General features: G+C 74.7%; 19 protein-coding genes. 5 read left to right on the top strand and 14 right to left on the bottom strand.

Features of this window, described 5'->3' with window-relative positions:
• Positions 1-65: 65 nt before the first annotated feature.
• From ACFWDO_RS17555 to hrcA, 13 genes are all read right to left on the bottom strand, one after another.
• Positions 66-863, bottom strand: a complete 798-nt coding sequence (locus tag ACFWDO_RS17555; protein ID WP_380321723.1) for an isoprenyl transferase — start codon at positions 861-863, stop codon at positions 66-68.
• Entirely contained in the window at positions 863-1,597 is a 735-nt protein-coding gene (gene recO / locus ACFWDO_RS17550; RefSeq protein ID WP_380321720.1) for a DNA repair protein RecO, read from the bottom strand. The genes ACFWDO_RS17555 and recO overlap by 1 nt, the downstream gene beginning before the upstream one ends.
• 89 nt (positions 1,598-1,686) lie before the next feature.
• Positions 1,687-3,456 carry a 2-isopropylmalate synthase gene (gene leuA, locus ACFWDO_RS17545; RefSeq protein ID WP_380321717.1) on the bottom strand — a complete coding sequence of 590 codons (1,770 nt, stop codon included), beginning with the start codon at positions 3,454-3,456 and terminating at the stop codon, positions 1,687-1,689.
• Positions 3,457-3,646: 190 nt separating this feature from the next.
• On the bottom strand, positions 3,647-5,386 hold the full coding sequence (locus ACFWDO_RS17540) for a hypothetical protein (RefSeq protein WP_380321714.1): 1,740 nt from the start codon (positions 5,384-5,386) through the stop codon (positions 3,647-3,649).
• Between the two features lie 139 nt (positions 5,387-5,525).
• Positions 5,526-7,091 carry an alpha/beta hydrolase family protein gene (locus ACFWDO_RS17535; RefSeq protein ID WP_380321711.1) on the bottom strand — a complete coding sequence of 522 codons (1,566 nt, stop codon included), beginning with the start codon at positions 7,089-7,091 and terminating at the stop codon, positions 5,526-5,528.
• Between the two features lie 80 nt (positions 7,092-7,171).
• Positions 7,172-8,140 carry a GTPase Era gene (gene era / locus ACFWDO_RS17530; RefSeq protein WP_380321708.1) on the bottom strand — a complete coding sequence of 323 codons (969 nt, stop codon included), beginning with the start codon at positions 8,138-8,140 and terminating at the stop codon, positions 7,172-7,174.
• Entirely contained in the window at positions 8,137-9,504 is a 1,368-nt protein-coding gene (locus ACFWDO_RS17525) for a hemolysin family protein (protein ID WP_380321705.1), read from the bottom strand. Before ACFWDO_RS17525 ends, era begins: the two co-directional genes overlap by 4 nt.
• 31 nt (positions 9,505-9,535) lie before the next feature.
• Positions 9,536-9,988, bottom strand: coding sequence for an rRNA maturation RNase YbeY (gene ybeY / locus ACFWDO_RS17520; protein WP_380321702.1), 453 nt, complete (start codon positions 9,986-9,988; stop codon positions 9,536-9,538).
• A 37-nt stretch (positions 9,989-10,025) separates the two neighbouring features.
• Entirely contained in the window at positions 10,026-11,114 is a 1,089-nt protein-coding gene (locus ACFWDO_RS17515) for a PhoH family protein (protein WP_380321699.1), read from the bottom strand.
• A 93-nt stretch (positions 11,115-11,207) separates the two neighbouring features.
• On the bottom strand, positions 11,208-11,558 hold the full coding sequence (locus ACFWDO_RS17510; protein WP_380321696.1) for an HIT domain-containing protein: 351 nt from the start codon (positions 11,556-11,558) through the stop codon (positions 11,208-11,210).
• 39 nt (positions 11,559-11,597) lie between these two features.
• Entirely contained in the window at positions 11,598-12,377 is a 780-nt protein-coding gene (locus tag ACFWDO_RS17505) for a 16S rRNA (uracil(1498)-N(3))-methyltransferase (protein WP_380321693.1), read from the bottom strand.
• A gap of 1 nt (position 12,378) precedes the next feature.
• Positions 12,379-13,503: a molecular chaperone DnaJ gene (gene dnaJ / locus ACFWDO_RS17500; RefSeq protein WP_380321690.1), complete on the bottom strand. Its 1,125-nt coding sequence runs from the start codon at positions 13,501-13,503 to the stop codon at positions 12,379-12,381.
• A gap of 71 nt (positions 13,504-13,574) precedes the next feature.
• Positions 13,575-14,675: a heat-inducible transcriptional repressor HrcA gene (gene hrcA / locus ACFWDO_RS17495; protein ID WP_380321687.1), complete on the bottom strand. Its 1,101-nt coding sequence runs from the start codon at positions 14,673-14,675 to the stop codon at positions 13,575-13,577.
• Positions 14,676-14,919: 244 nt separating this feature from the next.
• On the opposite strand from hrcA, the gene ACFWDO_RS17490 reads away from it, so the two are divergent.
• The 4 genes from ACFWDO_RS17490 to ACFWDO_RS17475 all read left to right on the top strand — a co-directional run bounded on the left by ACFWDO_RS17490 (position 14,920) and on the right by ACFWDO_RS17475 (position 19,411).
• Entirely contained in the window at positions 14,920-15,120 is a 201-nt protein-coding gene (locus tag ACFWDO_RS17490; protein WP_380321684.1) for a hypothetical protein, read from the top strand.
• Positions 15,121-15,206: 86 nt separating this feature from the next.
• Entirely contained in the window at positions 15,207-18,098 is a 2,892-nt protein-coding gene (locus ACFWDO_RS17485) for an ATP-binding protein (RefSeq protein ID WP_380321681.1), read from the top strand.
• Between the two features lie 123 nt (positions 18,099-18,221).
• Positions 18,222-18,416, top strand: coding sequence for a hypothetical protein (locus ACFWDO_RS17480; RefSeq protein WP_380321678.1), 195 nt, complete (start codon positions 18,222-18,224; stop codon positions 18,414-18,416).
• Between the two features lie 113 nt (positions 18,417-18,529).
• Entirely contained in the window at positions 18,530-19,411 is an 882-nt protein-coding gene (locus tag ACFWDO_RS17475; RefSeq protein WP_380321675.1) for a DUF3097 domain-containing protein, read from the top strand.
• A gap of 9 nt (positions 19,412-19,420) precedes the next feature.
• Here ACFWDO_RS17475 and ACFWDO_RS17470 read toward each other — a convergent pair whose 3' ends face one another.
• Entirely contained in the window at positions 19,421-20,005 is a 585-nt protein-coding gene (locus ACFWDO_RS17470) for a DUF4282 domain-containing protein (RefSeq protein WP_380347080.1), read from the bottom strand.
• Between the two features lie 122 nt (positions 20,006-20,127).
• Between ACFWDO_RS17470 and ACFWDO_RS17465 the strand changes: the two genes are divergently transcribed.
• Complete coding sequence (locus tag ACFWDO_RS17465; RefSeq protein WP_380347078.1) at positions 20,128-20,589, top strand: DUF4870 domain-containing protein; 462 nt, start codon at positions 20,128-20,130, stop codon at positions 20,587-20,589.
• Positions 20,590-20,651: the final 62 nt, after the last annotated feature.

The following is a 20,651-nucleotide window of genomic DNA, read 5'->3' as shown; positions in this document are numbered from 1 at the left end:
ACGTCCCCACACTCCCGTCCGCTCCTCGGAGCGGACGGGGGTCTCGGCGTTCCCGACCGACGGGCTCAGTCGGCGTCGGGAGTGTCCACCGCGCCGCCGTAGCGCCGGTCGCGGCGGGCGAACTCCTCGACCGCGCGCCACAGGTGCCGGCGGTCGACGTCGGGCCAGGGCTCGGGCAGGAAGACCATCTCCGCGTACGCGGCCTGCCAGATCATGAAGTTGGACGTGCGCTGCTCCCCCGACGAGCGCAGGAACAGGTCGACGTCGGGCAGGTCTGGCTCGTCGAGGTACCTCTGGATCGTCTTCTCCGAGACGCGCGCGGGGTTGAGCTTCCCGGCGGCGGCGTCGCGCGCGATGGCGGCCGCGGCGTCGGCGATCTCCGCCCGGCCGCCGTAGTTGACGCACATGGTCAGGGTGCAGCGGTCGTTCTCCTTGGTCATCTCCTCGGCGACCTGCAGCTCCTTGATCACCGACCCCCACAGCTTCGGCCGGCGGCCCGCCCAACGGATGCGCACGCCCCACGACGACATCTCGTCGCGGCGCCGGCGGATGACGTCGCGGTTGAAGTTCATGAGGAACTTCACCTCGTCCGGCGACCGCTTCCAGTTCTCCGTGCTGAACGCGTACGCCGACACGTGCTTGACGCCGATCTGCACGGCGCCCGCCACGACGTCGAGCAGCGACTTCTCGCCCTGCTTGTGCCCCTCCACCCGCGGCAGCCCGCGCGCGTTGGCCCAGCGGCCGTTGCCGTCCATGACGATCGCCACGTGGTTCGGCACGAACTGCGCCGGGATGCTCGGCGGCGTCGCCCCCGAGGGGTGCGGGTAGGGCTCGGCGTACCGAGCGTCGGGGGTGCGGGGCATCAGGCCTCTCTCTCGATCATGCGCAGGGAACGCAGCGTGCGCTCCAGGTAGTACTGGGAGTAGGCCGCGACCAGCCCGGACGCCTCGGTGCGGTGGCGCGCGTCGGAGGCGTCCGCCGTCTCCCAGTCGCCGCCGAGCAGCGCGCCCAGCAGCGCGAACGTCTCCGGGGCGGGCGCCGTCGAGCCGGGCGGGCGGCAGCGCGAGCAGACCGCCCCGCCCTGCCCCACGGAGAACGCGTGGTGCGGGCCGGGTTCGCCGCAGCGGGCGCAGTCGGTGAACGACGGCGCCCAGCCGGCGACGGCGAGCCCGCGCAGCAGGTACGAGTCGAGCACCAGGCCCGGGGCGTGCGCGCGCTCCGACAGGGCCCGCAGCGCCCCGGCGAGGAGCCAGTACTGCTGCACCGCGGGCTCGTGCTCGGCGGCAACCAGGCGGTCGGCCGCCTCGAGCATCGCCGCGCCGGACGTGTACAGGGCGTAGTCCTCGCAGATGGCGCGGGCGTACGGGCCCACGGTCTCCACCTGCGTCACGGTGTCGAGGTTCCGGCCGGTGTGCAGCTGCACGTCCACGACCATGAACGGCTCCAGCCGGGCTCCGAAGCGCGACGACGTGCGCCGCACCCCCCGCCCCACCCCGCGCACCTTGCCGTGCTCGCGGGTCAGGAACGTCACGATGCGGTCCGCCTCGCCCAGCTTGTGGGTGCGCAGCACGATCGCGTCGTCTCGGTACAGGGGCACGGCCCTATTGTCCCAGCCCCCACCCACGAAAGCTGTCAGGGCCAGGGGGAGGTATACCCCGCCCTGGCCCTGACAACTCGCAGGACCGGTCAGCCGCGGGCGGCGCGGTTCACGGCGGAGACGACCGCCTTGAGCGACGCGGTGGTGATCGACGGATCGATGCCGACGCCCCACAGCACGTCGTCGCCCACCTGGCACTCGACGTAGGCCGCGGCAGTGGCGTCGCCGCCCTCGGACAGCGCGTGCTCGGCGTAGTCCAGCACGCGCACGTCCACGCCGACCTTCGAGATCGCGTCGACGAACGCCGCGAGCGGGCCGTTGCCGGTGCCCTCGAGGGTCACGGCCTGCCCGTGGTCGACAACGTCGACGGCCAGCGCGGTGGCGCCACCCTCGGCCGACGTGGTCCGCGTCTCGCGCAGGCGCAGGCGGCCCCACGGCTCCAGGCCCCGCGCGTCGTGCTCCTCGACGGGCAGGTACTCGTCGCTGAACATGCGCCAGATGTCGGAGCCCGTGACCTCGCTGCCCTCGGCGTCGGTGTAGTGCTGCACGACGCCGGAGAACTCGATCTGCAGGCGACGGGGCAGGTCCAGCGAGTGCTCGGTGGACAGCAGGTAGGCGATGCCGCCCTTGCCGGACTGCGAGTTCACCCGGATCACGGCCTCGTACGACCGGCCCACGTCCTTCGGGTCGATCGGCAGGTACGGGACGCCCCACGTGAGGTCGTCCACGGCCTTGCCCTCGTCCACGGCGCGGGCCGCCATGTGCTCGAAGCCCTTCTTGATCGCGTCCTGGTGCGAGCCGGAGAACGCGGTGAAGACCAGGTCGCCCACGTACGGGTGCCGCTCGTGCACCGGGATCTGGTTGCAGTGCTCCACGGTGCGGCGAATGCCGTCCATGTCGGAGAAGTCGATCTGCGGGTCGATGCCCTGGCCGAACAGGTTCATGCCCAGGGTCACCAGGTCGACGTTGCCGGTGCGCTCGCCGTTGCCGAACAGGCAGCCCTCGATGCGGTCGGCGCCGGCCTGGTAACCCAGCTCGGCGGCCGCGACGGCGGTGCCGCGGTCGTTGTGCGGGTGCAGCGACAGCACGACGTGCTCGCGGAATGCCAGGTTCCGGTTCATCCACTCGATCGAGTCGGCGTAGACGTTCGGGGTGGCCATCTCCACCGTGGCCGGCAGGTTGATGATCACGGGCCGCTCGGCGGTGGGCTCCAGCACCTCCAGCACCTCGTTGCAGATGCGGGCGGCGAACTCGAGCTCCGTGCCGGTGTACGACTCGGGCGAGTACTCGTAGTAGACCGTCGTCTCGGGGATGGTCTCCTCGAGCTTGCGACACAGGCGCGCGCCCTGCAGGGCGATGTCGACGATGCCGTCCATGTCGCTGCGGAAGACGACCTCGCGCTGCAGGATCGACGTCGAGTTGTAGATGTGCACGATCGCCTGCTTGGCACCGCGGATCGCGTCGTAGGTGCGCTCGATGAGGTGGTCGCGGCACTGGGTGAGCACCTGGATGACCACGTCGTCCGGGATGCGGCCCGTGTCGATGAGCTGGCGGACGAAGTCGAAGTCCGTCTGCGATGCGGACGGGAAGCCGACCTCGATCTCCTTGTAGCCCATCTGCACGAGCAGGTCGAACATGCGCAGCTTGCGCTCGGCGTCCATCGGCTCGATGAGGGCCTGGTTGCCGTCGCGCAGGTCGACGGCGCACCAGCGCGGGGCCTTGGTGATGCGCTGGTCGGGCCACGTGCGGTCCGGCAGGTCGACGCGGATCTGCTCGTGGAAGGGGACGTAGCGCGTGTACGGCATCCCGGAGGGGCGCTGCGGGTTGGCGCCGGCGATGCCGTCGGGGTGGTGGGTCATGGTGTCGCGTCCTTCGGTGGGGGCTCGGTGACCGTGGTCCCGGGTTCGGGACCGGCGGTCGTGACCAGTCGGCCGGCACGCCACAACCTCCGCGACGGGGGGTCCGGCCTTAGAGGGCCCCGCCGCGGCACCGAAGGAGGAGGCTCACCGTGCGATGCACGCTGCCACGGTACACCTTCGACACGGCCCGTCAGCGCCGTGACCGCAGAGCGGCGTCGACGGCCGGGTCGCCCAGCGCGCCGAGCCAGTCGAGCAGCGCCGGGTACGTCGACGGGTTCGCCGCGACGTACGACCGCAGGTACGGCGCCTCCGCCGCGATCCGCGCCAGGTCGGCGAGCGGCGTGGCCGGGTCCATCGCCTGGGCGGCGCTCCAGCCGGGCGCCGCCGGCGCCTTGGCCGCGGGCGCCTGCACGGGCGGCAGCACCTGGGTGGAGTCCGGCGCCTGCTGGGCGCGCACCGGCTCCATCTGCTGGGTCGCGTCGATCGGGCGGCCGGCAGGCGCGGGCCGGGTCGCGGCGGTCGGGGCCGAGGCCGGGCGCGCCGTCGGCGCCACGGAGGAGTTTGCGGAGGAGGGTGCGGAGGAGGGCGCGGAGGAGGGCGCTGACGCCGGCCTGGCCGCGTCCGGGGCGGCGGTCGACGGCGCGACGACCGCGACCGGCACGGCCTCGTCGAGGGTGCGCTCCGGGGCGGCGGGCTCACCGACCGCGCCCGAGGCTCCAGGGGCCTCCGAGGCCCGGGGTGCCTCCGGCGCCGAGGCGACCAGCTCGCGGACCGACGGCGGCACCAGCAGGACGGCCAGGGCCACGCCGGGCAGCCCGAACGCGACCAGCAGCTCCTCCACGTTGGACTGCGTGCCCAGCCCGGCGCGCGCGACGACGATGACCAGGCCCAGCACGACGAGGACGCAGGCGGCGCCGACGGCGGTGACGTGGCCGGAGCGCGGGTCGCGGGCCAGGGAGCGCCGCGCGGCGAACGCCACGGCGACCATGAGCACCCCGACGACGAGGCGCAGCACGAGAGCCACGGCGACGCCGTCGTCGATGATCCGGACCAGCGCCACCAGCGCCACGAACGCCGCGACGAGCGCCACCAGGCCGAGGGCCCGCTCGGCCACGGCGACCCAGCGCCGCGCGCGCACGTCGTCGGGCTCGTCGGCGGTGCGCGCGCCGTCGTCGACGATGCGTCGCGCGGTGACGGCGGCGACCACGGGCAGCAGGAGCAGGCCGAGGCGCTGCTCGTGCACGCTCTCGAACCACGGGCGCAGGTTGCCGCCGGAGAACAGGACGAGCTCGAGGGCCACCGCGCCGCCCAGGGCGAGCAGCACGTAGCCGGCGGACAGGTCGCCCGAGCGCAGGTAGGTGCCGACCGTGAACCACAGGACGCCGAGCACCACGAGGGCGTTGAGGGTGCCGACGACGGTCGTGGTCCAGGCGGCTCCCTGCAGGAGCGAGGCGACCGGCGTGGCGAGGGTGCCGAGCGCGACCACCCCGGCGACCACGGCCGGCAGGTGCACCCAGCGGCTCGCCGCCGCGAGCGCGGCGCCGGCCAGGCCGACGGCGAGGCCGGCCCCGACCCCGCCCGCGGCGTCGGCGGGCGCCGTCGCGTCCAGCACGAGGTACACGAGGGCGACGACCGCGTACGGGACGCAGGCGATCGCGACGGTGCGGCGCGCGGTCAGGACGTCCCAGCCGGCGGGCCCGATGCCGCCGCGGCGCAGGTACGGGGCGGCGACCGCGAGGAGCGCCAGCACCGTGACGAGCACGATCTCGAGGCGGTCGCTGCCGCGGTGCGCGTGGTCCCACGGGAGCGGCAGCGCGACGAGCAGCGCGAACGCCGCCACGACGTCGCGCACGAGCTCACGGACCGGCACCCCGCCGAACGGCGAGCGCTCCTGCTCGGGTGCGGCGTCGGTGGTTCCGGGATCGGTCATGCGGGCGTCTCCATGGTGCTCCGGGGGCGGGCGGCGGCGGGGGCACGCCTCAGTCCCGTTTCTACCCGACTCAGCGCCCCGGCGTCGTGTCCCGCGCGGGCGGGTTGGTCACACCGCCCGCGCCGCGACCCGTGCCGGCTCAGATGCCGAGCTGGTAGACACCCCAGTACGCCAGGGTGCACAGCAGGACGAGCGAACCGGCCAGGGTGCACCAGAAGGTCACGACCGCGGGCCAGCCCTGCGCGACGGCCACGTCCGCGCCGCCTCGGCGGGCGGCGCGGGCGTCGGACACCCGCCGGATCACGAGCGCCCCGGCCACCGCCGTCGCGACGCCGAGCAGGCGCACGACGATCCACCCGCCCTGCACGACGAGGCCGTCGCGCTCGTAGTCCAGGGCCAGCCGTGCGACGGAGACGAGATAGAACACGAGCGCCGCCATCGTCGCGACGGCGCCCAGACCGAGCCCCAGCAGGGACGAGCGCAGCCCGCGGGCGAGCCGCGGCGCCGTCGTCGTCGAGCGTCGCAGCACGACGCGCCGCACGAGCGCGTGCACCGCCCAGACCAGCGGCCCGAGGACCAGCAGCCCGATGCCCGCGATCACGGTGCCCACGACGATGTCGCCGTTGCCCCACCAGAACGGCTGCGGCACCGCGGAGGCGAGGTAGAGCTGGTTCGGGGTGTCGCCGGCGACGCGCGGCGGGGCGCTGGCCGTGCCCGGCATCCCCTGGATCCACGTGGCCACGTCCCGCGCGAAGTCGGGGTGCAGGTGGAACTCGCCGTCCACGGGCACGTTGATGCCGTGGTTCGCGCCCTGGTAGTACCGGACGGTCACCGGGGCGTCGTCGCCGTTCACGGAGGTGTCGGCGATGACCTGCCGGGCGCCCTGCTCGATCGGCATCGACGGGTCCGCCGTGCCGTAGACCACGAGCACGGGCGCGGTCTGCTTCTCGAGCCACGGGCGCACGTCGAAGTCGGCGTACTCGAACCCGCCGCCGGGCAGCTGCATGCCCACCGCCCGCGGGATGGCGCGGAACACCTGCTGGGGCACGCCGGTGTTGCGCAGGTAGCTGTCGACGGCGAAGGCGGCCTGCTGGCGCGGCGGCACGACGGGGGCGGACACCAGGACGGTGAACGCGATCTCCGGGTCCTTCGCCTGCATGACCGGCACGATCCACGTGCCCTCGGACTCGCCGTAGACCCCCACCTGGTCCGGGTCCACCCCGTCGACCGTGCGCAGGAGCTGGACCGAGCGCTCGTAGTCGCCCGCCATCGCGACGTAGTCCCGGTCGCGGGTGGTGTAGGTGTCGAGGCGCTTGTCGGGCACCAGGGTGACGACGCCCGCGCTCGCGAGGGCCGTGGCCGACTCGATGAAGGCGACCGTGGACTTGCCCGTGCCGGCGCCGTGCACGTAGACGACGCCGGGCCGGTCGTCCAGGGGCGCGCCGTCCTCGCCGAGGGGCTGGCGGAGCAGGCCCTGCACGACGACGCCGTCGAGCGGGATCGTGACGGTGGTCTCGCGGACCTCGAACTCCCCCACCTCGCCGATGTCGGCGGCCGGGTCCACGCCGCCGATCGACGTGTCGGACGTCGCGGGGACGAGATGGTCGGTCACGGGCACCGGGTCCCACTGCGGGCCGGCCACCGCCCCGGTCAGTGCCAGGCCCACCAGGATCGCCGCCGTCGTCGCAATAGTCCGGAACACCACGTGGCGATGCTACTCGGCGCCCACGGCGCGGACGGCCCGGAAATCCCCCGCGGCCTCGGAGGACGTCCCCCGTACCCCGGTCAGAACCCCAGGCGCTGGAGCTGCTTGGGGTCGCGCTGCCAGTCCTTGGCGACCTTGACGTGCAGATCGAGGTACACCCGCGTGCCGAGCAGCTTCTCGATCCCCTTGCGGGCGGTGGTGCCCACCTCGCGCAGGCGAGACCCGCCCTTCCCGATGACGATCGCCTTCTGGCTCTCCCGCTCCACGAACAGGTTCACCCGCACGTCGAGCAGCGGCGGGCGACCCTTCGCGGGGTCGCCGGTGCCCTCCCGCTCGAGGATCTCCTCGACCACCACGGCCAGGGAGTGCGGCAGCTCGTCGCGGACGCCCTCCAGGGCGGCCTCGCGCACCAGCTCGGCGACCATGACCTGCTCGGGCTCGTCGGTCAGCTCGCCGCCGGGGTACAGCTCCGGCCCCTCGGGCAGGTGCGCGACCAGGACGTCGGTGAGCTCGTCCACCTGGTAGCCGTCGCGCGCCGAGACGGGCACGATGGCGGACCAGTCGCGGTCGATCGAGCGCGCGAGCTCGTCGACGGCCAGGAGGTGCTCCATCAACCGGCCGCGGTCGACCAGGTCGGACTTGGTCACGACGGCGACGACGGGCACCGCGCGCCGGCCCTCCATGAGCGGCGCGAGCTGGGTCGCGATGTACCGGTCGCCGGGGCCGATCTTCTGGTCGGCGGGCAGGCAGAACGCGATGACGTCGACCTCGCCGAGCGTGTCCTGCACCAGCGTGTTGAGCCGCTCGCCGAGCAGCGTGCGCGGGCGGTGCAGCCCGGGGGTGTCCACCAGGACGAGCTGGGCGTCGTCGCGGTGCACGATGCCGCGGATGGTGTGCCGCGTGGTCTGCGGCCGCGCCGACATGATCGCGACCTTCTCCCCCACCAGGGCGTTGGTGAGCGTCGACTTGCCGACGTTCGGCCGCCCCACGAGGCAGGCGAAGCCGGAGCGGTGCGGGGCGTCGCCGGGGCGCGCGGGTTCGGTGGTCATGCGTGGGCTTCCTTCTGGTCTGGCGGTGCGAACCTGTCGCCCGCTGCTGTGTCGTCGTCCGTGGGTGCCGCGCGCTCCACGCGCAGCGTGGCGAGCTGCTTGCGCCGGCCCTCGACGCGGTCGGCCACGAGGTGCAGGCCGCCGACGTCGGCCGTCGCGCCGGTGAGCGGCACCTTGCCGAGCGCCTTGGCGAGCAGGCCGCCGGCGGTGTCCACGTCGTCGTCGTCGAGCCGCAGGTCGAACAGCTCCCCGAGCTCGTCGACGGGCATCCGGGCGGAGACGAGGAACGTGCCGTCCCCCAGGTCCTCCGGCTCGACGACGGGCGCGGTGTCGTGCTCGTCGGTCAGCTCGCCGACCAGCTCCTCGATGACGTCCTCGACGGTGACGAGGCCGGCGATGCCACCGTACTCGTCCACGACGAGGGCGATGTGGGAGCGGGAGGCCTGCATCTCGCGCAGCAGCTCGTCCGCGGGCTTCGACTCGGGCACGAACACGGCGTCGCGAGCGACGTCGACCACGGGCCGGGAGCCCGCGCCGGGCTCGTTCTCCAGCACCCGCGCGACGTCCTTGAGGTAGGCGACGCCGACGAGGTCGTCGACCTCCTCGCCGACGACGGGCACGCGCGAGTACCCGGAGCGCAGGAAGAGCCGCATGGCCTTGCGCAGCGGCGTCGCCGCCGTCACCGTCACCATGTCGGTGCGGGGCACCATCACCTCGCGGGTCAGGGTGCCGCCGAGCTCGACGACCGAGCGGATGAGCTCGCGCTCGGCGTCCTCGATCGCGTCGTTGTCGCGCACGCGCTCGGCCACCTCGCGCAGCGCGTCCTCGCCCGGGTCGTGCTCGCCGTCGCGCTCCGCGGCGCGGCCCGCGGCCCGCTCGCTGGTGCGGTCGGTGAGCCAGGCCGCGCCGCGGTGCACCGCGGACAGCGGGCCCGCCAGGGCCAGGAGCACCGGGAGCGGGCGGCGCAGGCCGAGGGCGCGCGGGCTCAGGCGCACGAAGACGACGCCCGCCGCGAGGCCCACGACCGCGGCGACCAGCAGCACCTGCCACCAGGTGTCGAACCAGTCCGCGATCATCAGGGTGGCCGCGGCGAGGGCGACGGTCTCGGCGAAGACGCGCACGAGCGCGAACGCCGCCACGGACGCCGGCGGGTCCACGACCAGCCCCTGCACGGCCCGCAGCCGCGCGAGCCGGGTGCGGCGCGCGGTCGTCGTGAGCTCCTCGGACGTCTCCGCGTCGATCACGGCGTCCGCCACCGAGGTGCGCGTGATCCGCAGCACGGCGGCCTCGCCCGCGGACAGCATCCCCGCGAGGGCGAGCGCGACCAGCGCCACCAGGGCCAGCAGCAGCTCGGGTCCGTCCATCAGCGGGTCCCCCGGTCCATCACCCGGTCCGTCACCGACCGGCGAGGAACGTGAGCAGGAGGCGTCGCTGCAGCGCGAACATCTCCTTCTCCTCCTCCGGCTCGGCGTGGTCGTAGCCGAGCAGGTGCAGGATGCCGTGCGTGGTCAGGAGCAGCAGCTCCTCCGCCGTCGAGTGGCCCGCGACCTTCGCCTGCTGGGCCGCCACCTCCGGGCAGAGCACGACGTCGCCGAGCGTGCCGGGCGGCGTCTCCTCGTCCTCGCGGCCGGGGCGCAGCTCGTCCATCGGGAACGACAGCACGTCCGTGGGCCCTGGCTCGTCCATCCACTGCACGTGCAGCTCCGTCATGACCGTCGTGTCGACGAACATGATCGACAGCTCGCTGCGCGGGTGCACGTGCAGCGCGTCCAGCACGAACCGTCCCAGCGCCGCGAACTCGGCCTCGTCGACCTCGACGCCCGACTCGTTGGCTACCTCGATGCTCATGGGCGCTCGCCCCGTCCACTCGCTGCGACCTCGATGCTCATGACCTGCGTGCCCCTCGTTCGTGCGGGCCGCGGCCCTGTCGTGCTTGTCGTCCCTGGTCCGGTCGCGCCGTCGCGACGTCCCACCGCGCGTACGCGTCGATGATGTCGCTGACCAGCTTGTGCCGCACCACGTCCGCCGAGGTCAGCCGGCAGAACTCGACGTCGTCGACGCCGGTGAGGATGTCCTCGACGACCCGCAGGCCCGACGTCGTGCCGCCGGGCAGGTCGACCTGCGTGGCGTCGCCGGTGATGACCATCGTCGAGCCGAAGCCGAGGCGGGTGAGGAACATCTTCATCTGCTCGGCGGAGGTGTTCTGCGCCTCGTCAAGAATGATAAAAGAATCGTTCAAGCTTCTTCCGCGCATATAGGCGAGGGGCGCCACCTCGATCGTGCCGGCCTCGATGAGCCGCGGGATCGCGTCGGGATCCATCATGTCGTGCAGCGCGTCGTACAGGGGCCGCAGGTACGGGTCGATCTTGTCGCTCAGGGAGCCGGGCAGGAAGCCGAGCTTCTCCCCCGCCTCGACCGCCGGTCGGGTGAGGACGATGCGGTTCACGCGCTTGGCCTGCAGCGCCTGCACGGCCTTGGCCATCGCGAGGTAGGTCTTGCCGGTGCCCGCCGGGCCGATGCCGAACGTGATCGTGTTCGCGTCGATCGCCTCGACGTAGTGCTTCTGGCCCACCGTCTTGGGGCGGATGGTGCGGCCGCGGCTCGACAGGATGTTGAACGTGAGCACCTCGGCCGGTCGCTGCGCGGAGGCCGCCGTGAGCATCTGGACCGAGCGCGCCACGACCTCGGGGGTCAGCGGGGTGCCCGACTCGACCACCTCGACGAGCTCGTCCAGCAGGCGGGAGACGAGGGCGACCTCGCCGGCGGGGCCGCTCACCACGATCTCGTTGCCGCGCGCGTGCACGTCGACGCCGGGGAACCCGTCCTCGACGGCCCGCAGCACGGAGTCCCTGCTGCCGAGCAGGGCCACCATCGGTACGTGCGTGGGCACCACGATGCGGTGCTCGGTGGACCGTTCGGCGTGCGCGGCCGACGCGCCGGGGGTGCCGGAGGCGGCGTGGGGTGTCGATGTCATGGGGCCGGCTGCGCCGGGGCCCTCCTTCGCGAGACGAGTTCGTGGGCGACACGAGTCTATCGAGCGGGCGCCCGCCCCGGCACGCGGTTTACCTCAGGCGGGGGTCCAGCCGAGCTTCGCGCCGGCCAGCACGTGGCCGTGCACGTGGAAGACGCTCTGCCCGGCGCGGGGGCCGGAGTTGAAGATGAAGCGGTACTGGCCGTCGGCGAGGTCGCCGGCCACGCGGTCGGCCAGCCCGACCACCTCGGCCAGCAGGGCCGGGTCCGCGGCGGCGAGCGTCGCGACGTCGCCGTGGTGCTCCTTCGGCACCACCAGCACGTGCACCGGGGCCTTCGGGTCGATGTCGCGGAACGCGATCACGCAGTCCGAGGTGGCGACCACGTCCGCGGGCAGGTCGCCGGCGACGATCTTGCAGAACAGGCAGTCGGTGGTGGCGCTCGTCATGCCCCGGACGTTACCGCGCCGGGCCGCCTCCCCGCCCGGTCAGGCCCAGCGCCCGAGCCGCTCGCTGAGCAGCGCGACGGCGACCGGACCGGCCGTGGACGTGCGCAGCACGTGCGGGCCGAGCCGCGCGGTCACGGCACCCGCCTCCTCGAGCGCGGCCACCTCCGCGTCGGAGATACCACCCTCCGGCCCGACGACGACGAGCAGGGCCGGCGGGGCCGACGGGTCCGACGACGGCACGGGCAGCGCAACCCCCGCGAGCGGCGTCGTCGCGTCCTCGTGCAGCACGACGGCGCCGCCGCCGGCCGCGACGACCTCGCGGACGCGGGCGGCGAGCTGGCGCGTGGTGACCGGCTCCGCCACGGGCGGCAGGCACGCGCGGCGCGCCTGCTTCACGGCCGAGCGCACGGTGGCGACCCACTTGGCGTGCGACTTCGCGGCCCGCTGCCCGCGCCACACGACGACGGACCGGTCGGCCTGCCACGGCACCACGGCGTCGACCCCGACCTCGACGGCGGCCTCCACGGCCAGCTCGTCCCGGTCGCCCTTGGCGAGCGCCTGCACCAGCGTGAGCATGACGGCGGGCGCGGGCTCCGCGACCACCTCGTCGACGCGCAGTCGCACCTCGCCGCCCTCGACGGCGTCGACCACGCAGCGCAGCCGCGTGCCCGCGCCGTCGACGACGTCCATCCGCTCCCCCGGACCCCGGCGCTGCACGACGCCCGCGTGCCGCCCCTCCGCGCCGTCGAGCACGTAGACGTCGCCCGCGGACAGCGCGCCGAGCGCGCCGCCGTCGGCGAGGAAGACGGGGGCGCTCACGTCAGCGGCCGCTCAGCTTGTCCCGCAGCCGCGAGAAGACGCCCGGGTGCGCCGCGGTCAGCCGCGGCTCGGGGCGCTCCTCGCCGCGCAGCGCGGCCAGCGAGCGCAGCAGCTCCGTCTGCTCCTCGTCCAGGCCGGAGGGCACCTGGACCTCGACGTGCACGTTGAGGTCGCCGCGCCCGCCCGCGTGCAGGTGGCCGACGCCGAGGCCCTTGAGCGTCACGACCTGCCCCGGCTGGGTGCCCGGGCGCAGGTCGATCTCCTGCTGGCCGTCGAGGGTCTCCAGGTCGAGGACGGTGCCGAGCGCGGCCGCCGTCATCGGCACCTGCAGGGTGCAGTGCAGGTCGTCGCCGCGGCGCACGAACGTGTCGTGCGGCTTCTCGCGGATCTCGACGTACAGGTCGCCGGCGGGGCCGCCGCCGGGGCCGACCTCGCCCTGCGAGGTCAGCTTGATGCGCGTGCCCGTGTCGACGCCGGCCGGCACGTTGACCGTGAGGGTGCGGCGCGAGCGCACGCGCCCCTCGCCGGAGCAGTCGGCGCACGGCTCGGGGATCACGGTGCCGAAGCCCTGGCAGGCGGCGCAGGGCGCGGTCGTCATGACCTGGCCGAGGAAGGAGCGCGCCACGCGCTGCACGTTGCCGCGGCCCTGGCAGACGTCGCAGGTCTTGAGGTCGGTGCCGGGGCGGCAGCCGTTGCCGCCGCAGGTGCCGCACACGACCGCGGTGTCCACCTGCAGCTCGCGCTTGGCGCCGAACGCGGCCTCGGCGAGGTCGATGTCCATGCGCACGAGGGCGTCCTGGCCGCGGCGGGCGCGGGGCACGGGCCCGGCGGGCTGGCCGCCGCCGCCGAAGAACGTCTCGAAGATGTCCTGGAAGCCGAACCCGTTGCCGAAGCCGGCGCCCGCGCCACCCGACGGCGAGCTCGGGTCCACGCCCATGTCGTACTGCTGGCGCTTGTCCGGGTTGGACAGCACCTCGTAGGCGCGGGCGACGTCCTTGAAGCGATCCTCGCCGGCCTCGCCGGCGACGTCGGGGTGCAGCTCGCGGGCGAGCTTGCGGTACGCCTTCTTGATCTGCTCGGCCGAGGCGTCGCGGGGGACGCCCAGGATCTCGTAGTAGTCGGTCACAGGTCTCTCTTCGGTGACGTGTCGGTGACGTGCACGGTCAGGTCGTGTGGGTCAGGGTTCGCCGGGGGCCGTCAGCTGGGCAGCACCCGGGACAGGTAGCGGGCGACGGCGCGCACCGAGGCGATCGTGCCCGGGTAGTCCATCCGGGTGGGGCCGATGGACCCCAGGATGGCCACCGTGTCGCCGTCGCTGCCGTAGCCGGAGGCGACGACGGAGGTCTCGGTGAGGCCGTCGAGGCGGTTCTCGTGGCCGATGCGGATGCCGACCCCGGGGCCGGACCCCGGGGCGGGCTCGGTGGCCAGCTCGGTGAGGAGCCCGAGCAGCACCACCTGCTCCTCGAGGGCCTCGAGCACCGGGCTGAGGCCCTGCTCGAAGCGCATCTCGGCGCGGGCGAGGTTGGCGGTGCCGGCGAGGACGATGCGGTCCTCGCGCTGCGCGCCGAGCGTGTCGACCACCAGGTCCGCGATCCCGCGGGCCAGCGGGGCCAGCTCGGCGTCCAGCCCTGCCACCACGCGCGCGAACGCCTCCGGCAGGTCCGTGAGGCGCCGCCCCGCGGCGGCCGCGTTGAGGCGGCCGCGCAGCTCGCCGAGCGTGCCCTCGTCGAGGGCCCCCGGGTCGGGAGCCGGCCCGGCGGGCGAGTCCACCGCGACGACGGCGGGCTCGGCCCCCGGCCCCGCGCCGACGTCGAGGAAGCGCTGCTCCACGCGGCCGGTGTCCGTGATCACGACGACCAGCAGGCGCGCGCCCCCGACGGGGACGAGCTCCAGGTGCCGCAGCCCGGACACGCGCAGGGACGGGTACTGGACCACGGCGACCTGCCCCGTGAGCTGGGCGATGAGGCGCCCGGCGCGGCCGAGCACGTCGTCCATGTCGATCGCCTCGGACAGGAACGTCTCGATGGCCCGCCGCTGGGGGCTGGTCAGGGGGCGCACCTCCGCGAGGCGGTCGACGAAGAGCCGGTACCCCTTGTCGGTGGGGATGCGGCCGGCCGAGGTGTGCGGCTGGGCGATGTACCCGGCCTCCTCGAGCGCGGCCATGTCGTTGCGGATGGTGGCGGGCGAGACGCCGAGGCCGTGCCGCTCCGTGAGCACGCGCGACCCCACCGGCTCGCGCGTGTGGACGTAGTCCTCCACGATCGCGCGCAGCACGGCCAGCCGACGTTCCTCGCTCACGGTCCTCCCTCGCCTCGCGCACGCTTAGCACTCTCGTATCCCGAGTGCCATCCTACGCGGGGTCACGACAGGTCCGCGGGCGACCCGCCCGGCACGCCCCGGCCGCCGTCTGAGGTACCTACGGCGGCGTCTGAGGTACCCCCCGCCGCGAAGATGCGGCACCTGACCGATCCGCCGCCGTACCTCAGGAGCCGAGGGTGGAACCACCGGCAGCCACCGGGGCTTCGGGCGAAGGAGATCCGTGATGAACGAGTTCCTGTACTACGACGAGTTCCGTCTCCGCGAGGCGGAGGCCGAGCAGACGCTCCTGCGGGACGTCGAGCGTCGGGAGGCCCTGACGGGCGGCGACCGCCGCGGCCGCGGCCGTGTGGCCGCCCGCCGCCGGGCCGACCGCCGCGTGTGGGGCCTCCTGACGGCGGGCACGAGCCGGTCCTGGACGCTGTGACCGCGGCCGTGGCACCCGGCGAGGAGCACGTCTCGCCGGTCGGTGCGACCCCGGCGGACAGCGCGCCGGCCTGGCACGATGACGAGGTGCCCGCCACCTCGACCGGGTCGGCCCTCGGGCCGCACCCCACCACTGGATCCCGACCGCCCATGATCGGTCGCGAGGCCGAGCTCGCCGCCCTCCGCGACGCGTTCGCCGCAGCCCTCGACGGTTCCGGCGGCACGGTCGTGGTGGGCGGCGAGGCGGGTATCGGCAAGACCCGGCTCGTGGCCGAGTTCCTGACCGGGCTCGCCGGGCTCCCCGACGCCGCGGGCGGCGCCCTCGTGCTGCGCGGGCAGTGCGCCGACTCCGGCTCCGGCCCCCTCCCCTACGCTGCGCTCACCGGCGTCCTCGCCGACGTGGTCGACGCGCTCGGGCCCGAGGCCACCCTGGACGCGGCGGGCCCCGCCGCCGACGCCCTCGGCACGCTCGCCCCCGCGCTCGTCGAGGTGCGGCGCGACGTCGACCACGGCCGCCTGCCCGAGGTGCTCGCCGACCTCGTCTCGACCGTGTCCGCGACGCGGCCGGTCGTCCTCGTGCTCGAGGACCTGCACTGGTCCGACGACGTGACCCGGACCGTCGTCGCCCGGCTGGCCCGGACCGCCCCGCGCTCGACCCTTCTCGTCGTCGCCACCTACCGCAGCGACGACGTCGGACGACGCCACCCGCTGCGCACCACGCTCGCCGAGCTGGAACGCTCCCGCCTGGCCGCCCGCGTCGAGCTGGCCCGCCTGGACGCCGCCGACGCCGCGCGCCTGGTCACGACCCTCGTCACGACGCGCGGCCCCGGCCGCGAGCTGCCCGGCCCGGTGCTCGGCGAGCTCGCGGAGCGCTCCGAGGGCGTCCCGTTCTACGCGGAGGAGCTCGCGGCGTTCGCGGGCGAGGCGATGCCGACGTCCCTGCGCGACCTGCTGCTGCTGCGCTACTCCGCCCTGAGCGACGGCGCCCGGACCTTCTGCCGCACGGTGGCGGCGGCCGGCCAGCACGCCCCCCACGCCCTGCTCACCGCGATGCTCGGCGAGGACGGGCTCGACGCCGCCGAGCCCGCCGCGCGCGAGGCCGTCGAGGCGCACGTGCTCGTGCCCGACGGCGACGGCTACCGGTTCCGCCACGCCCTCATGCAGGAGGCGGTCGACCACGAGCTGCTCCCCGGGGAGGCGCGCCGCCTGCACGCCGCGTGCGCCCGCGCGCTCGAGGAGGGCGGCCGCACGCTCGCGGACGCCGCGGCCGCCGCCGACCACTGGTGGCGGGCCCGCGTGCCCGACCGCGCGCTGGCCGCCGCGGTCCAGGTCGTCGCGACGGCGGAGCCGGACGGCGCCACGTCGACGGCCGTCGCGGCGGGCGAGCGCGCCCTGGAGCTGTGGGACCTGGTCCCGGACGCGGACGGCGTGGCGGGGCAGCACCGCGCGTCGCTGCTGCGCCACGTCGCCGCCGCGCTCCAGGACGCCGCGCAGGTGGACCGGGCGGCCGGCCTCGCGCGGGAGTCCGTCGCGGAGTGGCCGGCCGACGACCCGGCCGGGCGGGCGCAGGCCCTCTCCACGCTCGCGCACGTCCTCGGCAAGACGGCCGACCCCGCCTCCGACAGCCTGCTCGACGAGGCGCTGGCCCTGCTGCCCGCGGACGACCACGCGGGCCGGGCCCCCCTGCTCCGGCTCAAGGCCCGCAACGCGATGATGGACGCGCGCGACGCCGCGGCGGTCGCGGCCGCCGACGAGGCGCTCGCCGCCGCACGTGCGGTCGGGGACACGCGGAACGCCTCCCTCGCGCTCAACATGCGGGCCATGGGCCGGATCAACGGCGGGGACCTGGGCGGGCTCGAGGACCTCGACCTGTCGGGCGTGGTCGCGGGCGACGACTGGCGGGCCCAGTGCCACTACTACACGAACGCCGCGGACATCCGCCTCAAGCTGGGCCGGTACGCCGAGGCGGAGGCCCTGGCCGACGCCGGCGCGCGGCTGGCGCGCACACTCGGCGCGGGGTGGGCCACCCGCGCCATGCTCGAGGGGAACGTGGCCGAGGCGTGGATCGAGCTGGGCCGGTGGTCGGACGCCGCGGACTGGTACGAGCGGTCGGTACCGCTCATCGACGTCAGCGACTACTCCGTCTACCTGGGCGAGCGGTGGACGTGGCTGACGATGTGGCGAGGCGACGTCGAGGCGGCGCAGGCCCGCGCCCGCGCGCACCGCGCGACCTGGCTGCGCTTCGGCCGGATGGAGGAGCAGATCCGGGCACGGGTCGCCGGGACGCTGGCGGAGCTCGCCCTCCTGCGCGACGACCTCGACGACGCGCTCGACCTCGTCTCCGTCGCGCTCGACGAGGGCTCGCTGTCCGCCTACTACCGCCTGTCCGTCCTGGCGGTGGCCGCCCGCGTGCTCGAGCGTGCGCGCGCCGCCGGCCGCCCGGTGGACGCCGCCCCGTACCGGGCCGCGCTCGCGACCTGCGCGTCGTGGCCGACGTACCCCGCGTGGGCGGCCGTGTTCGCCGCCGAGCTGGGCGACGGGTCCTGGGAGGCCGTCCTGGCCGCCGACGGGTCCGCCGTCCTGCGGCCCTACGCCCTGTTCCGCGACGGCGAGTCCCTGCTCGCCACGGGCGACCGCCAGGCCGCCCGGGCGCGCCTCGAGGCCGCGGTCGAGGCGGCCGAGGGCATCGGGTGCGGGCTCGTCGCCGACCAGGCGCGGGCGCTCCTCGACGAGGCAGGCCTGGCCCGCGGGGCCCGGCGTGACGGAGCCCGCGACGGGGCGGGCGCAGGGCGGTCGCTCACCGACCGCGAGCGACAGGTGCTGGAGCTCGTCGCCGACGGGCTGACGAACGGGCAGATCGCCGAGCGCCTGTTCATCAGCCGCAAGACGGCGTCGGTCCACGTGTCCGCCATCCTGCGCAAGCTCGGGGTGGCCAGCCGTACCGAGGCGGCCGTCGTCGCGCGCTCGGAGACCGCCTGAGCCCTCCGGACGACCGCTCCGACGTCGCCCGACGCACCTGTACACATGCCCAGAGCAGTCGTGTACGGACCGCCGAGGTGCCCCCTCTCTAGCCGTGTCACCGCACCCGGCTGGGAGGCCATCATGGATCCGCACGTGTACGACATGCTCTTCGAGCGCCGGCAGGAGGAGCTGGAGCGCGAGGTCGCGCTGCGCCGTCTGGCGCACGAGCTCCGCGCGTCGCGGCGGGCGCTCCGGGACGATGCCGTCGCACCCGCCCCGCGGAGGTCCCGGCGTCGCGCCGCGGCTGCCGTGCTGCACCTGCCCCGACACGCCTGAACCGCACCCGCACGTCCTCGCACCACCCCGCGCGCGCCGCCCGTCCCGACCGGGCGGCGCGTGCCGCGTGTCGGGACCGCCCGCGGCGTGGCCCCGACCGTAGGCTCGCCGCCGTGCACGACCGCTACGGCTCCGACGTCCTGTCCTCCGCCGGCTCCCGCGCCCCGGGCGCGCCGGACGGCTCCGCCCACCACCGCCGACGGCCCGTCTCGCGGCCCCGGGCGGCGGAGCACGGCCTCGTCGTCGAGGAGGTCACCTCGGGCTGGGTGGGCGCCGTCGTGCGCGTCGAGAAGTCGGGCGGGATGCACCTCGTGGTGCTCGAGGACCGGCGCGGCCGCACCCGGTCGTTCCCCCTCGGGCCCGGGTTCTGGGTGGACGGGCAGCCCGTCGAGCTCACCGCGCCCGTGACCCGGCGCGCCCCGGAACGACCGACGCGCACGGCGTCGGGCTCAGTGGCCGTGCACGACCAGCGGGCGCGCGTCGCACGCGGCAGCCGCATCTGGGTGGAGGGCAAGCACGACGCCGAGCTGGTCGAGAAGGTGTGGGGCGACGACCTGCGTGTCGAGGGCGTGGTGGTCGAGATGCTCGACGGCGTCGACAACCTCGCCGACGCCCTCGACGAGTTCGCCCCGACCGCCGAGCGCCGCGTCGGGGTGCTGGTGGACCACCTGGTGCCCGGCTCGAAGGAGCGCCGTCTGGCCGACGACGCGTTGCGCCGGGTGCCGCGCGGGACCGTGCTGGTGCTCGGCCACCCGTACGTCGACGTGTGGCAGGCGGTGAAGGCCGAGCGCCTGGGCCTGGCGTCGTGGCCGAGGATCGAGCGCGGCACGGAGTGGAAGCGCGGGATCCTGCGCGAGCTGGGCTGGCCGGCGGCGTCGACCGAGGACGTGGGCCGCGCCTGGCAGCGGATCCTCGGGACCGTGCGCGACTACCGCGACCTCGACCCGGCCCTGCTGGGCCGGGTCGAGGAGCTGATCGACTTCGTCACGGCGTGAGGCGCGACGTCAGGAGACGCCGTCCCGCTTCGCGTACGCGTTGACCTTCTCCGAGACCGAGATCACGGCGACGAAGAACTCGAGCGTGATGCGCGCGAGCGCCAGGTACACCAGCGCGATGATCCACGCGAAGACGAGGTAGAGGATCCCCGCCCAGATGGACTGCGAGAACGTCGCGACGAGGCCCGAGAGCCAGCCGAGCGCGACGAGCACCGTGACGACGATGTAGATCACCCTCACCACGCTGGGCGTGATGTAGCGGCTGAACGAGTAGTCGAACAGGGCGCCGAAGAACCCGCCGCCGTCCCCGCCCGGCAGGTGCGGGCCCGCGGCCACGGACCGGTCCGGCGGGTACTCCGTGCCGGGGTACAGGCCCGGGTCCGGCATCTGCCCCTCGTACGGCTGCTGCGCCGGCGTGTACGGCCGGTCCCCGTAGGGCGGCTGCCCGCCGTGCGGCGGCGGCCCGGCCGGGGGCGGCCCGGCCGGCGGCTGCTGCCCGTAGCCCGCGCCGGGCTGGGCCGGCGGCGGCTGGTACGGGGGCTGGTGCGGCGGCTCCTGCGGGTCGCCGGGCTGCTGCGGCGTGTTCTCGCTCATCGTTCCTCCTGAGTCGTCCAGGTGGCTCACCCGGCAGGGTCTGGCCGGCTAGGCCCACTGTGGCCCGAGCCGTGCGGTGGCGCCACCGCACGTGACCTCCCCGGATGCGCGAGGATGGGGCCATGAGCCAGCCGCCGTACGGACCCCCGCAGCAGCCACCGGGCGGGCCGCCTGCCGGGCCGCCGCCGTACGGCCCGCCGCCCGGTCACCCGCCGCACGGGTACGGGCCGCTGCCGTTGTCGCCGTCGGACGAGCGCACGTGGGCGTTGGTCGCCCACCTCGGACCGCCGGTGCTGTCCCTGCTGAGCTTCGGGTTCCTCGGGTTCCTCACGCCGCTGCTGGTCTGGCTGTTCCTGCGCGACCGCAGCCGGTACGTGGGCGACCAGGCGAAGGAGTCGCTGAACTTCCAGATCACGCTGCTGATCGGCTACGCGATCTCCGTGATCCTCTTCGTCATCATCGTCGGGTTCCTGCTCTGGGCCGCGGTGTGGGTGCTGTCCATCGTCTTCGGGATCCTCGCGGCCGTCGCCGTCAACCGGCACGAGGCGTACCGCTACCCCCTGAACATCCGCATCATCTCCTGACCCACCCGGGAGCGCTGTGAGCGGGCGTTGGGCCCTGTCTCGGTCCCGAGACAGGGCCCAAC

Source organism: Isoptericola sp. NPDC060185 (assembly GCF_042728595.1).
Taxonomy (GTDB): domain Bacteria; phylum Actinomycetota; class Actinomycetes; order Actinomycetales; family Cellulomonadaceae; genus Isoptericola.
Note: the sequence above shows the minus strand (reverse complement) of the source record. Positions and strands in the feature narration are given on the sequence as shown.